Source organism: Natronomonas pharaonis DSM 2160 (genome assembly GCF_000026045.1).
GTDB lineage: Archaea > Halobacteriota > Halobacteria > Halobacteriales > Haloarculaceae > Natronomonas > Natronomonas pharaonis.
Genome location: NC_007426.1, coordinates 1,272,669 through 1,290,025, shown reverse-complemented (window position 1 = coordinate 1,290,025; position 17,357 = coordinate 1,272,669). Strand labels below are relative to the sequence as shown.

Here is a 17,357-nt window from a genome sequence, read left to right as displayed (position 1 = left end):
GTTCGAAATTAGATACAAAACAGAAACGGCAAAGAACGACCGGTCCGTATCCATTGATATGGCAACGACGCTCTCAGTCCCCGACATGGCCTGCGGCGGTTGCGAGACCGAAATCGAGGAGTCGCTCGGCGAACTCGACGGCGTGGACGCCGTCGACGCTGACCACGAGGACGGCACCGTCACTGTCGAGGGCGGTGCCGACTGGAACGTGCTCGCCGAAGCCGTCTCCGAAGCAGGGTACAGCGTCGACTAAGCGTTCTGCTGTAGCTCCGCATACCGTTCTTCGAACCGAGCCTCACAGGAGCCACAGCAGAACTCGTAGCGGTCGCCGTCAATTGTCGCCGAGACCCCCTCGTCAGTGACGGTGTTACCACACTCGGCACACTCCAATCCGAGGGTCACCTCACCGAGCGCCGGATGCCAGTCAGCACCCACAAGCGGGGTTGCCTCAACGGCTTCGACGGCCCCGGTATCGAATGCCGCCGCCAGATGCGTCTCGATGTCGCCGGACGGGAACGTCGCGACGACAAACAGCCGGCTGTCGGCGGTCGCAAATACGTGCTCGACTCCCTCGACATCGGCGAGCGCCTCGCGGACGGCGGTCGTCTCGCCCGGGCGCACCGATAGCGTCACCGCCAGCCTGACTCCCTCACGGAGCTTCGAGCGGTCGACATCCACCGTAAAGCGTTGGATGACACCCAGCTCCCGGAGGCGGTCGATGCGGTCGCTGACGGCCGGCGGCGAGAGCTCGACCGCCTCGGCCAGCTCTTTGTAGGGCCGCCGCCCGTCCTCCAGCAGCAGCCGCAGCAGCTCGCGGTCCGTCTCATCGATATCGCGCATACCGGCCCGTCTGTCGGCAGGTAGATACGCGTTTCCCCGTCGGCCACAGAATCGCTGCCCCTCGCACGGCGTCGCCGCACTCAGTCGAGACGCCGAGCGTACTCGAAGTCGACCGGCCGCGCTGTCGGGCGCTCGCCGTCAAGCGGAATCTGCCAGCCCGCAAGCTCTGCTGGGTCGTTGATGGCGTTCGTGACCGCCGTCCGGACAGCGAGGACATCGACGCCGTAGTAGTCGCGAGGCATCCCCTCCAAGTACTGTAGGGCCGTCTCGAAGAGGCTGCGCATGCCGTCGTCGTCCTCGAAGTCGAAGTGCTTGTACGCGCCCGCAGCGACTTGGACCATCCCGTGGAGAAAGGCGCTTTCGGCTGTGCCACGGCCGTAGTTGTACCACTCCGCTTCAAAACAGTCGTGGGACTCGTGATACGCCCCGTCGTTGTAGAGCCGAACACCGTGGACGACCGCCCGCCGGAGCGTGCCGTGCTCCCAGCCGTTCGAGCGACCGCGGCGGCGCTGCCAGCCGGTCGGGTCGCCGTTCGTCGGCGGCGGGACATCGTTGTCGACGGTGTGGTCGTCCATCGGCTGTCGGGGGGTTAGAGGTCCTTGGCGATACCGCGGAGCGAGTTCATCCGGTTGCGCTTGGTCTGTAGCTCGTCGGGCGACACCACCGATTCGAGCCGGGACTCCTCGATGAACTCCTCGGTTATCCACTCGGCGCGCTCGTCGATTTCGGCGTTCCGGAGGTAGTCGGCAACCCGTTCGAGCTCGGCATCAGTCGGATGCTTGCCGCCGCTTGGTTGTTCGAGCCGCTGGATGGTGTCGGCAGGGTTCGCCTTTTCGTCCGGGCGGTATGCCCCCTCGGTGAGCAAGAGTGCCCGGGCGGTCTCGTCGGCTACCTCCTCCGTGTGGGCGTATTCGAGGTCGTCGACGAGCAACGCCGTGGCGCGCGTCGTCAGGTGGAACTCCTCGCGGCTCGGGTCGGCGAAGTTGTGGGCGGCGTTGTCGGCGAGTGAGACCCCCAGCAGCCACTCGTCGGGGGCGTCTTCGATGAGGCGCGGATGGTCGACCATACACGAACTATGTTCTCGGGCTACTTCGGTCGCGCGCTTTGTCCCGAACCCGCAACGCTTTAGCTGTCGGGTGGCTCAGTTGGCAACGCGTGCGAGGGTAGCCAAGCCTGGAAACGGCGGCGGACTCAAGATCCGCTCCTGTAGAGGTCCGTGGGTTCAAATCCCTCCCCTCGCATGAGCGTGCCACAGCGCGCAAATGCAGGAGGGTTTGAATCAGGGAGCGCCTCCGGCGCGACCGTGGTTCAAATCCCTCCCCTCGCATCGCCGGGGTCACTCCCGCCCGATGCGGAAGACCGCTCTCGGAGCGGCCTTCCCTCGCAACATCTCAGTACAACGCCGATAGCAGCGGCTATCGCCGCTGTCGAGCGCGGCCGAAACCCGCGTCTGTGCTACGAGAGTCGTTCCGACAGCGCCTCCAGTAGCTCTCCGAGGCGGCTGTCCCGGTCGTCGCTTTCCTCGCCGTCGTAGACGTACTCACCGTCGACGACCTGATAGATGGCCCCCTCATAGCGGCCCTCATCAGGGAGTGTTTCGGGGTCGACGACAGCTTGGTCGACCGTCTCGCCGTCTTCCTCGATGAGCATGACAGCGTAGTCGTCGCCGATGCGGTCGACAACGGCTGTCTGGTCGGCTTCAGCAGCAGCGACGCCGGACAGCAGGGCAGTCGAAAGCAATGCTACGACACACAGCGCGGTTGCAGTGCGCATCGAGACGTGTTGGCCGCGTTCCGGTATATAAACCATCCGCCGATAGACGGTGGAAACCTTAGTTCAATCGCTCGAAACAGGGTGACACTTTTGCTCCGTGGCAGCGAATAGTAGCGCATGTCTACGCACGTCTCCGTTCTCTGCGTTGGCGACGGCGCACCCGTTCAGGATGCGACAACACGCCTCGAACGCGAGGATGATAGCATCACGGTGGAGACGGAGACCAAAGCGGCAGACGCGCTTGCGGCGGTTGAGGAGCGGCAGCCGGACTGTGTGGTCTCAGGATATGCACTGCCGGAAGCAGACGGCGTGGAGTTGCTGTCATCGGTTCGTGAAGTCGCCCCGGGGCTTCCGTTCGTCCTCATCGCAGACACGATTCCGGAAGCCGACGCACAGCGGGCCATCTCCCTCGACGTAACCGATTACTTCTGTACTGATGTCGGCGCCGCTCGTGAGGAACTCCTTACCGAGCGCGTCGTGAGCGCAGCCAGACAGGGCAAAGAGATAGCAGCCAGCCACCGAAGCACGGAACAGTTAGAGCGAGAGTACGAGACTGTCTTCGAAAACGTTCAGGAGGCACTGTTTCTGCTCGATGTCGACGAGGAGGGTGACATTCGGTTTCAGCGAATCAACCAGCGCGAGGCGGACGCAATCGGCAAATCAACGGCGGCGGTTCGCGGTAAGACACCCGTCGAAGTGTTCGGCGAGGAGCTCGGAGCCGAACTCGAAGCGAATTACCGTGAATGCCTCGAAAAGCAGGCCTCGATTACGTACGAAGAGGAACTGGTATTCGACGAAGAGCCAACTGTCTGGCAGACGACGCTGACTCCCATCGTCATCGACGGAGCCGTCGAGCGAATCGTCGGAGCCACGCGGGAGATTACCGGGCTGAAGCGCACACAGGAGGAGCTAGAACGAAAAAACGACCTCTTCGAGCAGGCACAGGAGATCGCCGACCTCGGCGCGTGGGAAACGGACCTGCGCACCGGAGAGGGGTGGTGGACCAAGGAAGTAAACGAGATATACGGACTGGAGCCAGACTACCAGCCGGAAGCCGGCGAGGGTATCGAGTACTACCACCCTGAAGACCGTCCGGAGGTGCGGGAGGCGTTCGAGCGGGCTGTCGAGGAGGGAGAATCCTACGACATAGAGGCCCGCATCGGTGATGCAGAAGAGACGCGCCGGTGGGCTCGTCTCCGCGGCCAGCCCCGGATGGAGGACGGCGACGCTGTGGCGGTTCGAGGAACGATTCAGGACATCACCGAGCGAAAGCAGCGGGAACAAGACCTCGAGCGGGCCCGAGAACGGCTCCGGGTGCTGTTCGACGAGGCACCGGACACTATCGTCGTCCACGATGAAGATGGCGAAGTAATCGACGTGAACCAGCGGCTTGTCGACGAACTCGGCTACAGCCGCGACGAACTCGAATCGATGACCGTCACCGACTGGGAAGTCGGCTGGGAGCTGGACGACCTTCAAGCCCGCTGGCGAGACATGTCGGTTGGAGAGGTCATCAAGGCTGAAGCGGAGCACAAGCGCCGTGACGGATCGACGTTCCCCGTGGCGGTGTGGGTCAACAAGCTCACTGTCGACGGCGAGCCTCGCTACGTCGCGATGGCCAGAGACAGTACCGAGCGCAAAGAGCGCGAAGCGGAGCTTCGGACGCTCAAAGAGCGGTTCGAGCTCGCCGTCGACGGCGCAAACCTCGGCGTCTGGGACTGGGACATGACGACAGACGAAGTCGAGTTCAACGACAACTGGGCGACGATGCTCGGCCACGACCCCGAGGAAATCAGCTCGTCGCTCGACGAGTGGGAGCGCCGTGTCCATCCCGACGACCTCGAACCAGTCGAGGCGGCGCTGGAAGCCCACATTGACGGCGAAACGGACTACTACGATACGGAACACCGGATGCGAACCGCCGACGGCGGCTGGAAATGGATACGAGACATCGGACAGGTGGTCGAACATGACGCCGACGGCAACCCCATTCGGGCAGTCGGTATTCACATCGATATCGACGAGCGAAAACGGGCCGAGCAGGAACTCCGCGAGGAACGGGAGATGTTCACTCAGGGGCCGGCCATCGTTTTCAGATGGCGTGATGAACCCGGATGGCCGGTTGAGTACGTCACCGAGAACATCGAAACGGTGCTCGGCTACACTCCGGAAGCGCTTCTTTCCGGTGAAATACCGTTCTCCGATATCGTTCACGAGGGCGATGCAGAGCGTGTTCAGCGAGAGGTAGAAGAAAGCAGCGGCCCGGACACCGAGCGGTTCAGCCACGACCCATACCGCGTCGTGACCGCAGACGGTGAAACCAGATGGGTGCTCGACCACACGAGAAACCGCCGCGAGGACGGCGAGATTACCCACCGCCTCGGCTACCTCGTCGACATCACCGAGCGAAAGCAGCGGGAACAGGAACTCAGATACTACGAACGGATCATCGAGGCATTCAGCGACATCGCGACGGTCATCGGCCCGGACGGAACGATACAGTACGTGAGCCCGTCCGTTCGGGCTGTCCTCGGCTACGAGCCCGACGAGTTGATTGGCGAGGAGGGGTTCGGCTACCAGCCACAGGAGGACACCGACCGCGTCGCAGCGGCCATCGACGAGGTGCTGGAGGACCCGTCGACGGTTCGCACGGTGGAGACAAGATTCCGACGCGCCGACGGGTCGTGGTGCTGGATAGAGGCGACAATACAGAACCGTCTCGACGACGACGTAATCGACGGCCTGCTGGTCAACAGTCGTGACATCACAGAGCGCAAAGAGCGCGAGCGCGAACTCGAGGTAACGAAGGACCGACTCGACATGGCCCTCGATGCATCGAGACTCGGCGTCTACGATTGGGACGTTGCCGATGAGTCGATTACCTTCGACGACCGTGTCGCGGAGCTACTCGGGTTCGACCCGGAGGAGTTCGAACACGACCTCTCTGCTTGGGCTGAGTTGACCCACCCCGAGGACCTCCCCCGCGTCGAGTCGGATGTCGAGGCGATGTTGAACGGGGATAGGACCTCCGCGCGCAGCGAATACCGCGTCCGTACGAAGAACGGCGACTGGCGGTGGATACGAAGCCACGGTCGAGTCGTAGAATGGACCGGTGACGGCGAGCCGGACCGTATCGTCGGTGTCCACCAGGACATCACAGAGCGCAAAGAGCGCGAACAGCGGCTCCAGCAGTTCCGGGAAGCCATCGAGCAGACGGGACACGCGGTTTATATCACCGACCGCGACGGGACCATCGAGTACGTCAACCCCGCATTCGAGGAGCTGACCGGCTACAGCGAAGCCGAGACACTCGGCGAAACACCGAACATTCTCAGCTCCGGCGAGTACGACGAGTCGTTCTACGAAACGTTCTGGGAGGCGCTCGAAAACGGTGAGCAATGGGAGGCCGAAATGATTGACCAGCGTGCCGACGGCGAGGAAATCATCCTCCACCAGACCATATCGCCGCTCGTCGATGGTGACGAACCACAGAAGTACGTCGCCATCGCACAGGACGTCACCGACCGGAAGGAGTACGAGGAAGCTTTGAAAACAGCCCGCGAGGAGCTCCGGCAGGTCATCGACCTCGTCCCGGACCTGGTTTTCGTCAAGAACCGCGACGGCGAGTATCTGCTCGCCAACGAGGCGACTGCTGACGCCTACGGGATGTCGCCCGACGAACTCGAAGGCAAGAAGGAAAGCGATGTCATTCCCGAAGTCGAAGACTCCGAGCAGTTCCGAAAAGACGACATCGAGGTCATCGAATCCGGTGAGCCGAAAGAGGTTCCCGAAGAGAAGCTGACCACCGCCGACGGAGAGACCAGAATCCTCGAGACGACAAAGATTCCCTACCAATCTGCAGAGACGAGCGACGACGCCGTCCTCGGCTACGCTCGTGACATCACGGAGCTCAAAGAATACGAACAGACCCTCGAACGGCAACGCGACGACCTCGAGGTACTCAATCAGGTCGTCCGCCACGACATCCGCAACGACCTCCAGCTCGTGCTCGCCTACGCGGACCTGCTCGAAGACCACGTCGACGAGGAGGGCGAAGAGTTCATCCGGCAGGTCCTCAAGGCGGCGCGGGACGCGGTCAACATCACGACGACCGCCCGAGATGTCACCGAAGTACTGCTCCAGTCGACCGACGACCCGCGACCGGTCAACCTCCGGCGGGTCCTCGAAGAGCAGGCCGAAGACATCCGTTCCAGCCACGAGAGAACTCTTGTGACCGTCGAGGGACCGTTGCCGTCGTGTCGAGTGCTGGCCGATGGAATGTTGGAGTCGGTGTTCCGAAACCTGCTCTCGAACGCCATCCAGCACAACGATAAGGCCCTTCCTGAAGTGGCACTCTCTGCGACAGCCGATGACGACACCGTCGTGGTACGAATCGCCGACAACGGCCCCGGTATTCCTGACGACAGGAAGGAACAAATCTTCGAGGAGGGCGAGAAAGGCCTCGACAGCGAGGGGACGGGGCTGGGGCTGTATCTCGTCGAGACGCTCGTCGACCGTTACGGCGGCGAGGTCCGCGTCGAGGACAACGACCCCGACGGCAGCGTCTTCGTCGTCGAACTCCAGCGGGCCGAATGACAGACGGCGCGCCTGACCAGCCGGCTGCCCGGGCCGCTTATTTGTTGCGGGCGCGTACGCGCTGCTGAATGCCCGCCGTTCGTGACCGACAACTGCTCTCCGCGCGTGACCGGCGGCTGCTGGTCAGTCTGGTGGCAGTGCTCGTTCTCGCGGTCGCCGTTATTGGGGTGTTTGTCGTCGTTGATGAAGGCCCACTCGGCGGAACGGCGGATGCAAGCGAGCAGCCGACGCCGGCAGACGCCGATTCCCCGGTGACCGTCGCTGTCCTCGACAGCGGTATCGACGACAGCCACCCCGACCTTGCCGGGCAGGTCGTCGACCGCATCGATTTGACCGGCGACACCCCGACCCATCCCGAAAACGGCACCGACAGCCGCGGCCACGGGACCTTCGTCGCCGGTGTGGTCGCTGGAACCGGGGCCGCAAGCGATGGCGACCACGCCGGCGTCGCCCCGGGGGCCGACCTCGTCGATATTCGCATCGTCGGTGACGACCCCACTGAAGCGGACGAAAAGCGGCTGGCCGACGGCATCGAATATGCGGTCGACGAGGCCGACGCCGACGTCATCCTGTTGAGCCTCAACAGCGTCGGCCCGGAGCCGGAAACTGTCGCCGAAAGCGTCGAGTGGGCCGTCGAGGAAGACACCGTCGTCGTGGCGTCTGCGGGCAACCGCGGCGACACGCGCTCAATCACGACACCGGGGACGACTCCGGCAGCAATTTCGGTCGGCGCAGCGAACGAATCGGCGGTCCGTGCGGCGTCGTCACGTGGGCCGACGCTCGACGGGGCGTTCAAGCCGGAAGTCGTCGCACACGGCGAGCGAGTGACTGCCCCGACCGCCCCATACGACCCTGCGGACGACCCGTACCGTCGGGGGTCCGGAACCAGCGTCGCCGCCGCCCACGCGGCTGGCGTGGCGGCGGAGCTACGTGCCGCGGAGCCATCCCTCTCGCCGGCGACAGTACAGGCGCGGCTTGCCAGTACTGCCCGGCCGCTCGACGGAACAGCCGGCTACGAGGCGGGAAGCGGCATTGTCGACCTCGACCGGGTGTTGGAACCGACAGTCACCGCCGAGCCGGGCGTTATCGACTTCGGCGTCATCGGAGAAGACGGGACAGCAACGCGGACGGTAACGCTCCAGAACCACGATAGCCAGCCACACACAGTTTCGTTCGACACACCGCTGTGGAACGCTGACGCCGGTACCAATGCCGACCAAGCGCTCTCTGTGAACCGAAGCGAGGTGACGGTGCCGGCCGGCGGTCAAGAGCACATATCTGTCGTAGTCGACACCGCGGTCTCGTCGGGAGCGTACGCGGGCGAACTGCGGTACGACGTTGCCGGCGAGCCGCGGTCGGTCGCCGTCGGCTTCCTTCGCGGGGGTCGTGTCACCGTCGAAAAGCGGCCGCTGTCGGAGAACGGCACCGTCGATGGCGACGAGTTACTCGTGTTCACCGAGGAGGGCACTCACGAGGAGACACTGGAGTTCACGAACGGGACCGCCGAGTTCGTGGCGGGCGGCGGTACCTACGTCCTCTGGTCGGCTGGTATCGACCGACCGACCGATTCGTTGTCGCTGCTGTCGGAACGACACGCGTTCGACGGTCCAGCGCGGGTTCGGCTTGACGAGGCAGAAACGTCACGGGCTGGTGTCGACGTGGCGGCGCTGGAGGGGTCGTACGGACCGCTCGAAAACCGGTCGGTGATGGCGTCGCTGAGCACCGATACCGCTGCCGGGACCCAGCGACTCTCCAGAACCCGGCTCGATGTCGACAACCGGACCGTCAGGGTTTCGCCGGACCCGGATACGGCAGTGACGACAGCGCATCTCCTCGCCACGGAAAACGACTCGACTGGCGTGAGCGAGGTCTTCCAACTCGGCAACCAACTCCGCGGTGGCAAGTGGGCGATGCCACGAACGATAACTGCCGACGGCCTCGAGACGACAACCTACCGGCTTCGGCGGTCGGCGGTCGACCGACCGCCGGAGGTACAGGAGCGGTTTTCGGTTCGCGGCGCTAACGATAGCTCCCAGCTTACGTGGTTCGATACGGACGCCACGATACACCGGGTCCACCGGACCCCGGACATCGAACACCAGCGGCGCCTCCGGAGCGACGGGCTCCGGGTCACGCTCCCGGCCGGCGAGGCGGCAGTCGATACGCTCTCACACCCGTTCATCGCACGTGTCACACAGTTTTCCGCGACGAACGAATCGATAACCACCGAGGTACGGCCGCTGGCGGACGGGACCGGGGCAGAGATAGCGGGCGATGGGTCACTTCGTGTGACCGTCGGCGGAGAGACGGTACACGACCGGCAGCTGCGCGACCACGAGGAGAGGGTAACCGTTCCGAGAGGGACAGCAGATGCAGCGTCGGTCCGCCTCGACGGCCGCAACCCCGATGAGCGACTCTCAACCCGGACGCTAACGGCGGTTGAGTTGCCGGGCGGCGTCGACGGCCCCGTACCGCTTGTCACCGATGTCTCGTTTGACGGACTCTCGGCGAACAATGCCGTGGCCCCCGGTGACGTGCCTGTTCGGGTCGGCATCGATGAACCGCGGGCTGTCGAGTCGGCGACCGTCTGGTATGCAGCTAGCGGCCAAGAGACGCCGCCATGGGAGGCCCACGGCGAGTGGAACCAGTCGTCGGCACGGGTCGGATACGAGGCCGCCTTAGCGAACCTCTCGGTTCCGGGCAGCGCCGACACCGTCTCGGTCGCGGTCGAACTGACAACGGCCGATGGCGTCCGGACACGGTCGATGACAGCGAACGCGGCACACGTCGGCTCGGCGGTCAACACCTCCACCCGGTCGATAGCGGGCCGCCTTACGGTTGAGAACGGTCCCGTCGCCGACAATGACACCGTCATCGCGGTGCCGGATGGCGACGGCTCGCCGTTCGTGACCCGGACCGACGGTGACGGGCAGTTCGAACTGGAGGTCCCGAAGGACCGCTCGTATGCGCTCCAGTACCGGCGCGGGGAGCCGTGGCGGCTCAACACCTCAGCCGATGCCGACCGGCCCGCCGCGTACGCACTCGGCGTGGTTGATACGACCGATGCTGTCGTCGTCGACCGGACGCTACCCGCGCCAAGCGAGGTCGAAATAACTGTCGCAGACGAGCGTGGGCTGCCGGTTGAGAACGCGACGGTCAGCGTCGTCCATCGCGGGAACGGAAGCACTGCCGACGTTCTCTCGGTCTCCGGCGACGACAGCCTCGTCGCGCCGGGCGGCGACCGCCGGCTACGGCTGGCTGGGGACATCGAGGTCCGCATCGACGTCCCCGACGAGCCCGTCTTCTCGGAGGCACGGCTCGAAGAGACCGTAACAGTCGCCAGCGAGCCGGAGACGATGCGGCTTGTGGTCGGAACCGAGCCGCCGGAGGCGACGCTGTCGGCGAGCCGCGAGCGGATGCTTGATGGAACGCCGACGACGCTGAACGCGAGCGCGAGCGACGTTCCGGCCGGGGCCGACGAGTACCGCTGGGACCTCAGCGGCGACGGTCACGTCGACCGGACGACGACAGCGCCGCGAGTTCGGTACACGCCCGACACCGGAACGACGACGCCGGCGGTCACCGTCGTTGACGCCGCCGGCAAAGAGGCCCGAGCGGAGACGACGGTGTCCGTCGTCGAACGCGGGTAGCTGGTGCAACAACAGCGGTGACCAGAAGCTTCGAGATACCGAGCGACGAGAAACAGCTATGGGCACACAGTACCTCGTCGCGACTGACTCGGTACACACCACGGCCGCCGCGTGCGATTATCTCGACCCGCGGCTTGCGGCTGACGACACCGTCACCGTAGCGACGGTCGCTGATGGAAGCCGCGACGGGGGCGACGCAACGAACGTCGCCACCGTGCGGCTGGCCGGCCACGAGGTGACCACAACGGAACTCGACGACGAGGACGTAGAGACGGCGGTGCTCGGTGCTGCGACCGAGCGAAGCGCCGATGTACTCATCATCGGCCCACACGCCGGCGAGCCGGAGGCTGGTCCGGCGGTCGGCCGGACGGCGCGGAACATCATCGAAGGAGCGACCGTTCCGGTTGTCGTCGTGCCGCTTTCGGCGTACTAGTGGCCGGACGCTCGGGCTGTCTACTCGCCGTTGAGCGGCTCGATGAGCTCGATGACGTGTCCGTCCGGGTCCTCGATGAAGGCGGTTCGTGCGCCGGCGGCTGGCTGGTCGCTCGGTTCCTGCTGGATGCCGTGGTGGTCGATTGCTTCAACGGCCGCGTCGACATCGTCGACCGAAACGGCAAGATGGTCCCAGCGGTCGCCGTCTTCCGACGGCGTTTCACCCTCGGTGTCGGATAGTTGGAGTTCGACACCGTTGTCATCGGCGACGTACCGGTTGACCGTCTCCCCACTTTCCGTTTCGAAGCCCCACGACTCCTCGAAGCCGAGATTCTCGGTGTACCAGTCGACAGCACGGTCCGCGTCGGCGACGTTCAAACAGACGTGCAGGATTGCCATACTCCGACGGCGTCCGGCAACGACATAAACACTGGCGGTTCGCGCGAAGCGATTTCTATTATACTGCCTGTGTCCGGAGTCGTCGGCACTTTCAGCCACACCGATTGTCCATCGACGGGTGTCCACAATATCACGGACAATTGCCAGCCCAAGCCGGCTCCATCGGTGTTTGTCGTGTGTATCGAGCCCTTTTGGGCGTGCTTCTTTGAAATACAGCGGCAAACAGCGCCTGTTTTCACCGAAACGAAACCGTCTTCCGCCGGTCGCCCGCCCGCACAGTATGGAGTTCCGGTTCGACACCGACGTTGAAGTCCGGTATCAGGACATCGACGCGCTTGGCCACGTCAACAACGCCGTCTACGGAACGTATCTTGAACAGGCCCGGGTCCGGTATTTCGACCGCGTTCTGGGCGTTCCCATCGAGGACCGCAGCATGGTGCTGGCAAACCTCGATGTCGACTTCCGGCAACCGGTGACAATCGACGACCGACAGGTAACCGTTGCCTGCGGGGTTGTCGAACTCGGTGACTCGAGCTTTCGGATGCAGTACCGGATAGCCCCGAGTGCGGACAGTGACCCGGCCGCGACCGCTGAGACCACGCTCGTCGCGTGGGACGGCGACGGCTCCCGGCCGTTGCCCGAGCACTGGCGCGAGCAGTTCGAAGCGTTCGAACCGGAGCTGTGACCTCCCCCGACGCGACGATGGCGGCTCCGACACGCTGATATCGCCCCCGGCCATTGGCTAAGGCGTGTCATCGACGGACCCGACGGCGATTCGCGTGCTCGCGGTGACCGCCGAGGACCTCGTGGCTGCGGTTGAGGCGAACGAACGGCGCGACGCCGACGCAGTGCTTCGCGTGACACCGCCGTTCAGCGGCCGGATGCGCGCCCGTCTCCATCTCGATGGGGCCGAGCACGGCTACGAGTCGACGCAGCCGCTCCATATCCCACCGGAGCGGTTCGTCTCGGAGGTTCCGCCTGCTCCAACACCGGACGAGACGGCCGACACGCTCCGAAACGACCCGGATGAGACATACACACAGGAACGGCACCGGGAGCGACACGAGGCGGTGCTGTCGGCGTGGCGACAGCAACTCAAAGAAGCGACGCTCGACGCCGCGCATATCGAGACACCGTCGGGTGAACACGAGGTCCGGGTCACGTGGCTCGGATAGCGGGGAAACTGCCGCAAAGCCGATTATAAAACGTCTGAGCCGTTCTATGCGCCTCGTAAAACGTCAGACAGGGACAGCATGTGCCTGATGAAACGGGGTGAAACCGCCCGAAGCCTCGTCCGGTTATTAGTGGGTACCGCGGCATCTATCTACCATCATGAGCCCCTTCATAACCGACGACCGTCTGACGGTGGCGAAACCGCCATCGCTGCCGGGGCCGCTGAAGGCTGGTGCCTTCTGGACGGCCGTCCTCATGCCGTTTCTTGCCTTAGGAGTACTTGCGAGCGGTCTCGGGTCGCCCCTCGAGTACCTTGCCTTCACCGCGCTGCTTGTCGCCAACGTCCTCGCACTCGTGGCCGGCCACGACTACGGCCAGTAGCTGTCGGCGATTTCCGCCCGTATCGCCCGCCGTTTTATGATGACGAAGCCAGCGAAGACGAGCAGGAACCCGGCAGCCGTCGGCGTGTCGACCCGCTCTCCGAGGAGCAACACGCCGACAAGCGCGGCGAAGACTGGAACGACATAGGAGACGAGATTGATTTCGATTGCCCCGAGCCGGCCGAGCAGGTCGAAATACACGAGGAAGCCGGCTGCGCTGGCGACGACAGCCAAGTAGCCGAGCGCGACGAGCGCATCGGTCGGCGGCGCCCCGGAGACGGTTTCACCGAGGGCGAGACTGAGCGCGTGCATCAAAAGCGCGCCGCCAGCCATCGACCACGCCTCCATCGTTTCGATGGGAAGGTCAGTATCGAGCCGCCGGGTCAAGACGCTGCCGAGGGCAAAACACAGCGCCGCGGCGAAGACGAGCGCTTCGAACCGTGAGGCAGCGATATCGGCCGGTGTCGGCTGTGAGAGCACAACGACGCCGAGAAAGCCGACCCCCATTCCGGCGAGTCCGAGCACCGAGAGTCGCTCGTCGGCGAGCAATGCCCGAGCGAAGGCGGTGGTCAACACCGGGGACAGCGAGACGATAACCGCGGCGGCCGCGCTCGTGGTGCCGCGCTGGCCGAGGAACAACAGCGCGTGATAGCCCGCGATGATAAACGCCGAGCCGACGGCAACGGCGAGCCACTCGGTGCGACCGCGGGGCCGCCAGCGGTCGGTCGCCCACGCCACGTAAGCGAACATCAACACGGCGGCGATGTCGTATCGGACTGCCGCAAAGAGCACCGGCGCATCAAAAAAGTAGCCCGGCGCGTCGGGCGAGCCGACGCCGGCCTTGATAGCGACGAAGGCAGACCCCCAGACCGCCGCAAGAAGCACAAACAGCGCCGTGTTCCGGTAGCGCACGCTCGGTCGTCGTCCCGTCGCCGCCTGAACCTTTCGAACGCCTGCCGGCCGGTCAGCCGCCTCGCATTACTCGACCGACGGCCGACGCGGGCGCGAACTGAAATACAGCACCACAGCAGCCGCAAGCAAAAAGGCACCGAGAAGGCCGAGCCCCGGCTCCTCGGCCGCAACGGCCGCGACGACAAGGAGCAACGGCACTGCGACGGCGATGCCGACGCCGAGCAACTGGAGCGCCCTCGTGGTGTATCGTCTGACGGTGGCGCCGCCCGACTCGTCAGGTGGCATCGCCCGCGTCCCGCACCGCTTTGAGAGCCGCCAGTAGGTCCTCGCGGGCGATAATCCCGAGAACGACCCCTGCCCCGTCGACGACCGGAAGCCGGTTGATGTCTCGGTCCCGGTCAGCCAACAACGCGAGCACCGCATCGAGGTCGGCGTCCGGGCCGACGGTGACGACGTCCTCGGTCATTACCTCGCTGACCGGACGCCCGGCGTTTTTCGCCATGTCGCGTCCGAGGTCGAACTCGTCCCACGAGAGGTCGACGCCATAGGTGAGCGATTCCAGAAACGGCGGAAACCCGACCGGAATCCACAGCGTCCGGTCGGAGGGCTGAAAGAGGTCAACCAAGTCGCCCTGGGTTACGATGCCGACCAAAAGCCCGTCTTCGACGACCGGGAACCCGTTGAAGTTGGCCCGGGCGAGCCGTGTCAGAACGTCGCCGACATCGTCGTCGGGGGCTACCGTTTCGACCTCGTCGGTCATAATGTCGCGTGCCTGCATGGGTCGGCGTTCGACCCCCGGACGATTAGCCTTTGTTGTCGGCGGCCCCGGGTCGACGACGCGGCAGACTATCCAAGTAGCCACGCCTCGACGATGACGTCTTCGAGCGTGAACATCACAATGACCCCGACGATGAAGGCAACGGCGGTGCGCTTCGTTATCAGCGCGTCGGCGTCGGCGCGGATGAGACCGCGCATCTCCCAGATGACTTGGACGATAGCGCCGAAGGCGATGGCGAAACAGGTGGCCGCAACGAGCGCCGAGTCGACGAAGCTGCCGAGCCAGCCGCCGACGATGACGCCACCACCGGCGAGGAGGCCGAGCAGCGCGAAATGCCGCAGCGGCGGCGTCTCAGCGTCGTGTGCGACGGCCGAAATGACTGCCGGGCCTTCGGTGACGTTGTGGATAACGAAGCCGATAGTCAGGAGGACGACGAGACCGGACTCCCCGAGAACGAACGCAGTCCCGATAGCCAGTCCCTCACCGACGCTGTGGAGACCCAGTCCGATAGCGACGAGGTAGGCAACCCGAAGCCCGGCCCGGTCCGAACCGGACGAGCGGTTCCGGCGCCACCGGCTAAACGCCTCCATGAGGACGATGGTTCCGCCGGCACTGACGAGGATAACACTCTCGGCCAGCAGTGACGTCGATACTTCCGCTCCCGCTTCGAGCGCCTCATCAGCCATCTCGAAGGCGATATACGCGAGTATGCCCGCAGAGAACGCCAAAATCGCGTGTACCCACACGACATCGAGCCGACGGACGTACGGGAACCAGAGCATCCCGACAACCACCGGGAGAATGCCGGCAACAAACCCGAGAACGGTCATAACAGCCAGAATCTCGGCCGTCCCACTGGCGGCGAGCCAATCGAACTCAAGCGCCGAAAGCGCCGCAAAGGAAGCCCCGATGAGTACGCCGATGATGGCGAAGGGGCCGAACGCGAGCACCCAGTCCGGAAGCCCGCTCAGTGGGGCCGAATCGGAATCCATGACAGGATGTTAGATGCGACTAATCTAAAAGTTCCTCTATACGTATCCGAGGATATATCAAAGCCCACGTTACCGTCCCACACAAAATATGCCACGAGCCATCGTTTACCGAAACGCTGGCATTGCGCCAGCGGGTCACGGGCGTTCGTCGCATCGGGGCACCGACCGTTCGGCGTCTTTCCGATGGAGTTTGCGAGCGTGGTCCGCAGCGGCCGGCGGACCACACATTTCGCGGATATACACCCCGACACCGGAGGAGCCGAGTACGAACCCTTTTGGTCGGATCCGTCCCAAGCCGGAGCATGGAAAGTCTCAATCGGATGGCCGTCGAACTGGTCGACGAGGCCGTCGACTTCGCCGACGAACTCGCTATCGAAATCGAGGAACTCGACAACGGCGCGATGGTCTGTGACTTCGGCGTCGAGGCGACCGGCGGCATCGAGGCGGGATTGCTGCTGACCGAAATCCAGACCGGCGGGTTGGCGACCGTCCAGACCACCGTCGGGGAGGTCGCCGATGCGCCGCTCACCCATGTCGAGGTCTCGTCCGACCATCCCGGAATCGCGTTCTTGGCCGCACAGAAGGCTGGCTGGGAGATATCCGTCGACGGCTTCGAAGGACTCGGCAGCGGCCCGGCACGCGCGCTCGTGGCGGAAGAAGAAGAGCACCAGCGGCTCGGCTACCGCGACGCCGCCGACTTTGCCGTGCTGGCGATAGAAAGCGACCGGCTCCCGACAGAAGCCGTCGCCGAACAGGTCGCCGAACGCGCCGGCGTTCCGACATCGAGCGTCTTCCTGCCGACCTTTTCGACGGCCAGTATCACCGGCAGCGTTGCGCTCGCCGCACGCGCCGGCGAACTGGCTGCGTTCCGGCTCTCAGAGCTCGGCTACGACCCGCTTGATATGCTTTCGGCGACCGCCTCAGCACCGGTCGCGCCCATCGCCGGCGACGACGAAACCGCGATGGCACGGACAAACGACGCGCTCGCATACGGCGGTCGCGTCCATCTAACGGTCGACAGCGACTTCGAGCGGCTGTCGGAGGCCACGTCGACGGCTTCCGACGAGTTCGGCACGCCGTTTGCCGACATCTTCGAGTCCCACGAGTGGGACTTTCAGGACCTCCCCGTCGAGGTGTTCGCCCCGGCACAGGTCACATTCGATGTCGCGGGCGGCGGGCTCGACGTCGTCGGAGAGCTGAACGAGGAACTCCTCGCCGAGAGCTTCGGCATCGAATCCGCCTGAGACGGCTCCCCGGCCAAGGACGAAAGAATACAGCGTATTCCAGCACGTTCGTCAAGAGAGTACACCACATAGAGCGGTACCGCCGTCGGTAGATTGTTCCACATCCCCCAAATATGTAGCTTTAGAATACATTCTGTTTATATTATACTATTCGTCCACAGCGGCTGGGCTGCGGAACGGGGACTATC

At 64.3% G+C, this 17,357-nt stretch carries 17 protein-coding genes and 1 tRNA gene; 9 read left to right on the top strand and 9 right to left on the bottom strand.

The window, feature by feature from the left end:
• The first annotated feature begins 58 nt into the window (after positions 1-58).
• A complete protein-coding gene (locus NP_RS06575; RefSeq protein ID WP_011323049.1) occupies positions 59-253 on the top strand; it encodes a heavy-metal-associated domain-containing protein in 195 nt (64 codons plus the stop codon).
• Here NP_RS06575 and NP_RS06570 read toward each other — a convergent pair.
• From NP_RS06570 to NP_RS06560, 3 genes are all read right to left on the bottom strand, one after another.
• Positions 250-840 carry an AsnC family transcriptional regulator gene (locus tag NP_RS06570; protein ID WP_011323048.1) on the bottom strand — a complete coding sequence of 197 codons (591 nt, stop codon included), beginning with the start codon at positions 838-840 and terminating at the stop codon, positions 250-252. The two genes, NP_RS06575 and NP_RS06570, sit on opposite strands and share 4 nt — an antisense overlap.
• 80 nt (positions 841-920) lie before the next feature.
• On the bottom strand, positions 921-1,415 hold the full coding sequence (locus NP_RS06565; protein ID WP_011323047.1) for a DUF309 domain-containing protein: 495 nt from the start codon (positions 1,413-1,415) through the stop codon (positions 921-923).
• 14 nt (positions 1,416-1,429) lie between these two features.
• Positions 1,430-1,906 (bottom strand): hypothetical protein, encoded by a 477-nt coding sequence (locus NP_RS06560; protein WP_011323046.1) that lies wholly within the window; start codon positions 1,904-1,906, stop codon positions 1,430-1,432.
• A gap of 91 nt (positions 1,907-1,997) precedes the next feature.
• On the opposite strand from NP_RS06560, the gene NP_RS06555 reads away from it, so the two are divergent.
• A tRNA-Leu gene (locus NP_RS06555) sits at positions 1,998-2,081 on the top strand.
• 214 nt (positions 2,082-2,295) lie between these two features.
• On the opposite strand, the gene NP_RS14120 is transcribed toward NP_RS06555, so the two are convergent.
• Positions 2,296-2,613: a DUF3006 domain-containing protein gene (locus NP_RS14120; protein WP_083761693.1), complete on the bottom strand. Its 318-nt coding sequence runs from the start codon at positions 2,611-2,613 to the stop codon at positions 2,296-2,298.
• Positions 2,614-2,730: 117 nt separating this feature from the next.
• On the opposite strand from NP_RS14120, the gene NP_RS14115 reads away from it, so the two are divergent.
• From NP_RS14115 to NP_RS06535, 3 genes are all read left to right on the top strand, one after another.
• Positions 2,731-7,209 carry a PAS domain S-box protein gene (locus NP_RS14115; RefSeq protein WP_011323044.1) on the top strand — a complete coding sequence of 1,493 codons (4,479 nt, stop codon included), beginning with the start codon at positions 2,731-2,733 and terminating at the stop codon, positions 7,207-7,209.
• 68 nt (positions 7,210-7,277) lie between these two features.
• The gene (locus tag NP_RS06540; RefSeq protein WP_011323043.1) at positions 7,278-10,859 is read left to right on the top strand and encodes a S8 family serine peptidase; all 3,582 of its coding nucleotides are present in this window, start codon (positions 7,278-7,280) and stop codon (positions 10,857-10,859) included.
• A gap of 58 nt (positions 10,860-10,917) precedes the next feature.
• Positions 10,918-11,292, top strand: a complete 375-nt coding sequence (locus NP_RS06535) for a universal stress protein (RefSeq protein WP_011323042.1) — start codon at positions 10,918-10,920, stop codon at positions 11,290-11,292.
• A 20-nt stretch (positions 11,293-11,312) separates the two neighbouring features.
• Here NP_RS06535 and NP_RS06530 read toward each other — a convergent pair whose 3' ends face one another.
• A complete protein-coding gene (locus NP_RS06530; protein WP_011323041.1) occupies positions 11,313-11,690 on the bottom strand; it encodes a VOC family protein in 378 nt (125 codons plus the stop codon).
• A 280-nt stretch (positions 11,691-11,970) separates the two neighbouring features.
• Between NP_RS06530 and NP_RS06525 the strand changes: the two genes are divergently transcribed.
• The 3 genes from NP_RS06525 (at position 11,971) to NP_RS06515 (ending at position 13,244) form a co-directional block, all read left to right on the top strand.
• Positions 11,971-12,375, top strand: a complete 405-nt coding sequence (locus tag NP_RS06525; protein WP_011323040.1) for an acyl-CoA thioesterase — start codon at positions 11,971-11,973, stop codon at positions 12,373-12,375.
• Positions 12,376-12,439: 64 nt separating this feature from the next.
• Entirely contained in the window at positions 12,440-12,865 is a 426-nt protein-coding gene (locus NP_RS06520) for a hypothetical protein (RefSeq protein WP_011323039.1), read from the top strand.
• A 157-nt stretch (positions 12,866-13,022) separates the two neighbouring features.
• Positions 13,023-13,244 carry a hypothetical protein gene (locus tag NP_RS06515; RefSeq protein ID WP_011323038.1) on the top strand — a complete coding sequence of 74 codons (222 nt, stop codon included), beginning with the start codon at positions 13,023-13,025 and terminating at the stop codon, positions 13,242-13,244.
• Here the strand turns inward: NP_RS06515 and NP_RS06510 are convergent.
• From NP_RS06510 to NP_RS06495, 4 genes are all read right to left on the bottom strand, one after another.
• Positions 13,232-14,155 carry a DMT family transporter gene (locus NP_RS06510; protein ID WP_011323037.1) on the bottom strand — a complete coding sequence of 308 codons (924 nt, stop codon included), beginning with the start codon at positions 14,153-14,155 and terminating at the stop codon, positions 13,232-13,234. The two genes, NP_RS06515 and NP_RS06510, sit on opposite strands and share 13 nt — an antisense overlap.
• A gap of 66 nt (positions 14,156-14,221) precedes the next feature.
• Complete coding sequence (locus NP_RS06505; protein ID WP_011323036.1) at positions 14,222-14,440, bottom strand: hypothetical protein; 219 nt, start codon at positions 14,438-14,440, stop codon at positions 14,222-14,224.
• A complete protein-coding gene (locus NP_RS06500) occupies positions 14,430-14,933 on the bottom strand; it encodes a CBS domain-containing protein (protein WP_011323035.1) in 504 nt (167 codons plus the stop codon). Before NP_RS06500 ends, NP_RS06505 begins: the two co-directional genes overlap by 11 nt.
• A 68-nt stretch (positions 14,934-15,001) precedes the next feature.
• Complete coding sequence (locus NP_RS06495) at positions 15,002-15,925, bottom strand: ZIP family metal transporter (RefSeq protein WP_011323034.1); 924 nt, start codon at positions 15,923-15,925, stop codon at positions 15,002-15,004.
• 302 nt (positions 15,926-16,227) lie between these two features.
• On the opposite strand from NP_RS06495, the gene mch reads away from it, so the two are divergent.
• Positions 16,228-17,169, top strand: a complete 942-nt coding sequence (mch, locus tag NP_RS06490; protein WP_011323033.1) for a methenyltetrahydromethanopterin cyclohydrolase — start codon at positions 16,228-16,230, stop codon at positions 17,167-17,169.
• Positions 17,170-17,357 lie beyond the last annotated feature (188 nt).

What these genes read in the sequence shown, in the direction of transcription:
- NP_RS06575 (WP_011323049.1), top strand. Translation starts at nt 59, where the DNA reads ATGGCAACGACGCTCTCAGTCCCCGACATGGCCTGCGGCGGTTGCGAG.
- NP_RS06570 (WP_011323048.1), bottom strand. Translation starts at nt 840, where the DNA reads ATGCGCGATATCGATGAGACGGACCGCGAGCTGCTGCGGCTGCTGCTG.
- NP_RS06565 (WP_011323047.1), bottom strand. Translation starts at nt 1,415, where the DNA reads ATGGACGACCACACCGTCGACAACGATGTCCCGCCGCCGACGAACGGC.
- NP_RS06560 (WP_011323046.1), bottom strand. Translation starts at nt 1,906, where the DNA reads ATGGTCGACCATCCGCGCCTCATCGAAGACGCCCCCGACGAGTGGCTG.
- NP_RS14120 (WP_083761693.1), bottom strand. Translation starts at nt 2,613, where the DNA reads ATGCGCACTGCAACCGCGCTGTGTGTCGTAGCATTGCTTTCGACTGCC.
- NP_RS14115 (WP_011323044.1), top strand. Translation starts at nt 2,731, where the DNA reads ATGTCTACGCACGTCTCCGTTCTCTGCGTTGGCGACGGCGCACCCGTT.
- NP_RS06540 (WP_011323043.1), top strand. Translation starts at nt 7,278, where the DNA reads ATGCCCGCCGTTCGTGACCGACAACTGCTCTCCGCGCGTGACCGGCGG.
- NP_RS06535 (WP_011323042.1), top strand. Translation starts at nt 10,918, where the DNA reads ATGGGCACACAGTACCTCGTCGCGACTGACTCGGTACACACCACGGCC.
- NP_RS06530 (WP_011323041.1), bottom strand. Translation starts at nt 11,690, where the DNA reads ATGGCAATCCTGCACGTCTGTTTGAACGTCGCCGACGCGGACCGTGCT.
- NP_RS06525 (WP_011323040.1), top strand. Translation starts at nt 11,971, where the DNA reads ATGGAGTTCCGGTTCGACACCGACGTTGAAGTCCGGTATCAGGACATC.
- NP_RS06515 (WP_011323038.1), top strand. Translation starts at nt 13,023, where the DNA reads ATGAGCCCCTTCATAACCGACGACCGTCTGACGGTGGCGAAACCGCCA.
- NP_RS06505 (WP_011323036.1), bottom strand. Translation starts at nt 14,440, where the DNA reads ATGCCACCTGACGAGTCGGGCGGCGCCACCGTCAGACGATACACCACG.
- NP_RS06500 (WP_011323035.1), bottom strand. Translation starts at nt 14,933, where the DNA reads ATGCAGGCACGCGACATTATGACCGACGAGGTCGAAACGGTAGCCCCC.
- NP_RS06495 (WP_011323034.1), bottom strand. Translation starts at nt 15,925, where the DNA reads ATGGATTCCGATTCGGCCCCACTGAGCGGGCTTCCGGACTGGGTGCTC.
- mch (WP_011323033.1), top strand. Translation starts at nt 16,228, where the DNA reads ATGGAAAGTCTCAATCGGATGGCCGTCGAACTGGTCGACGAGGCCGTC.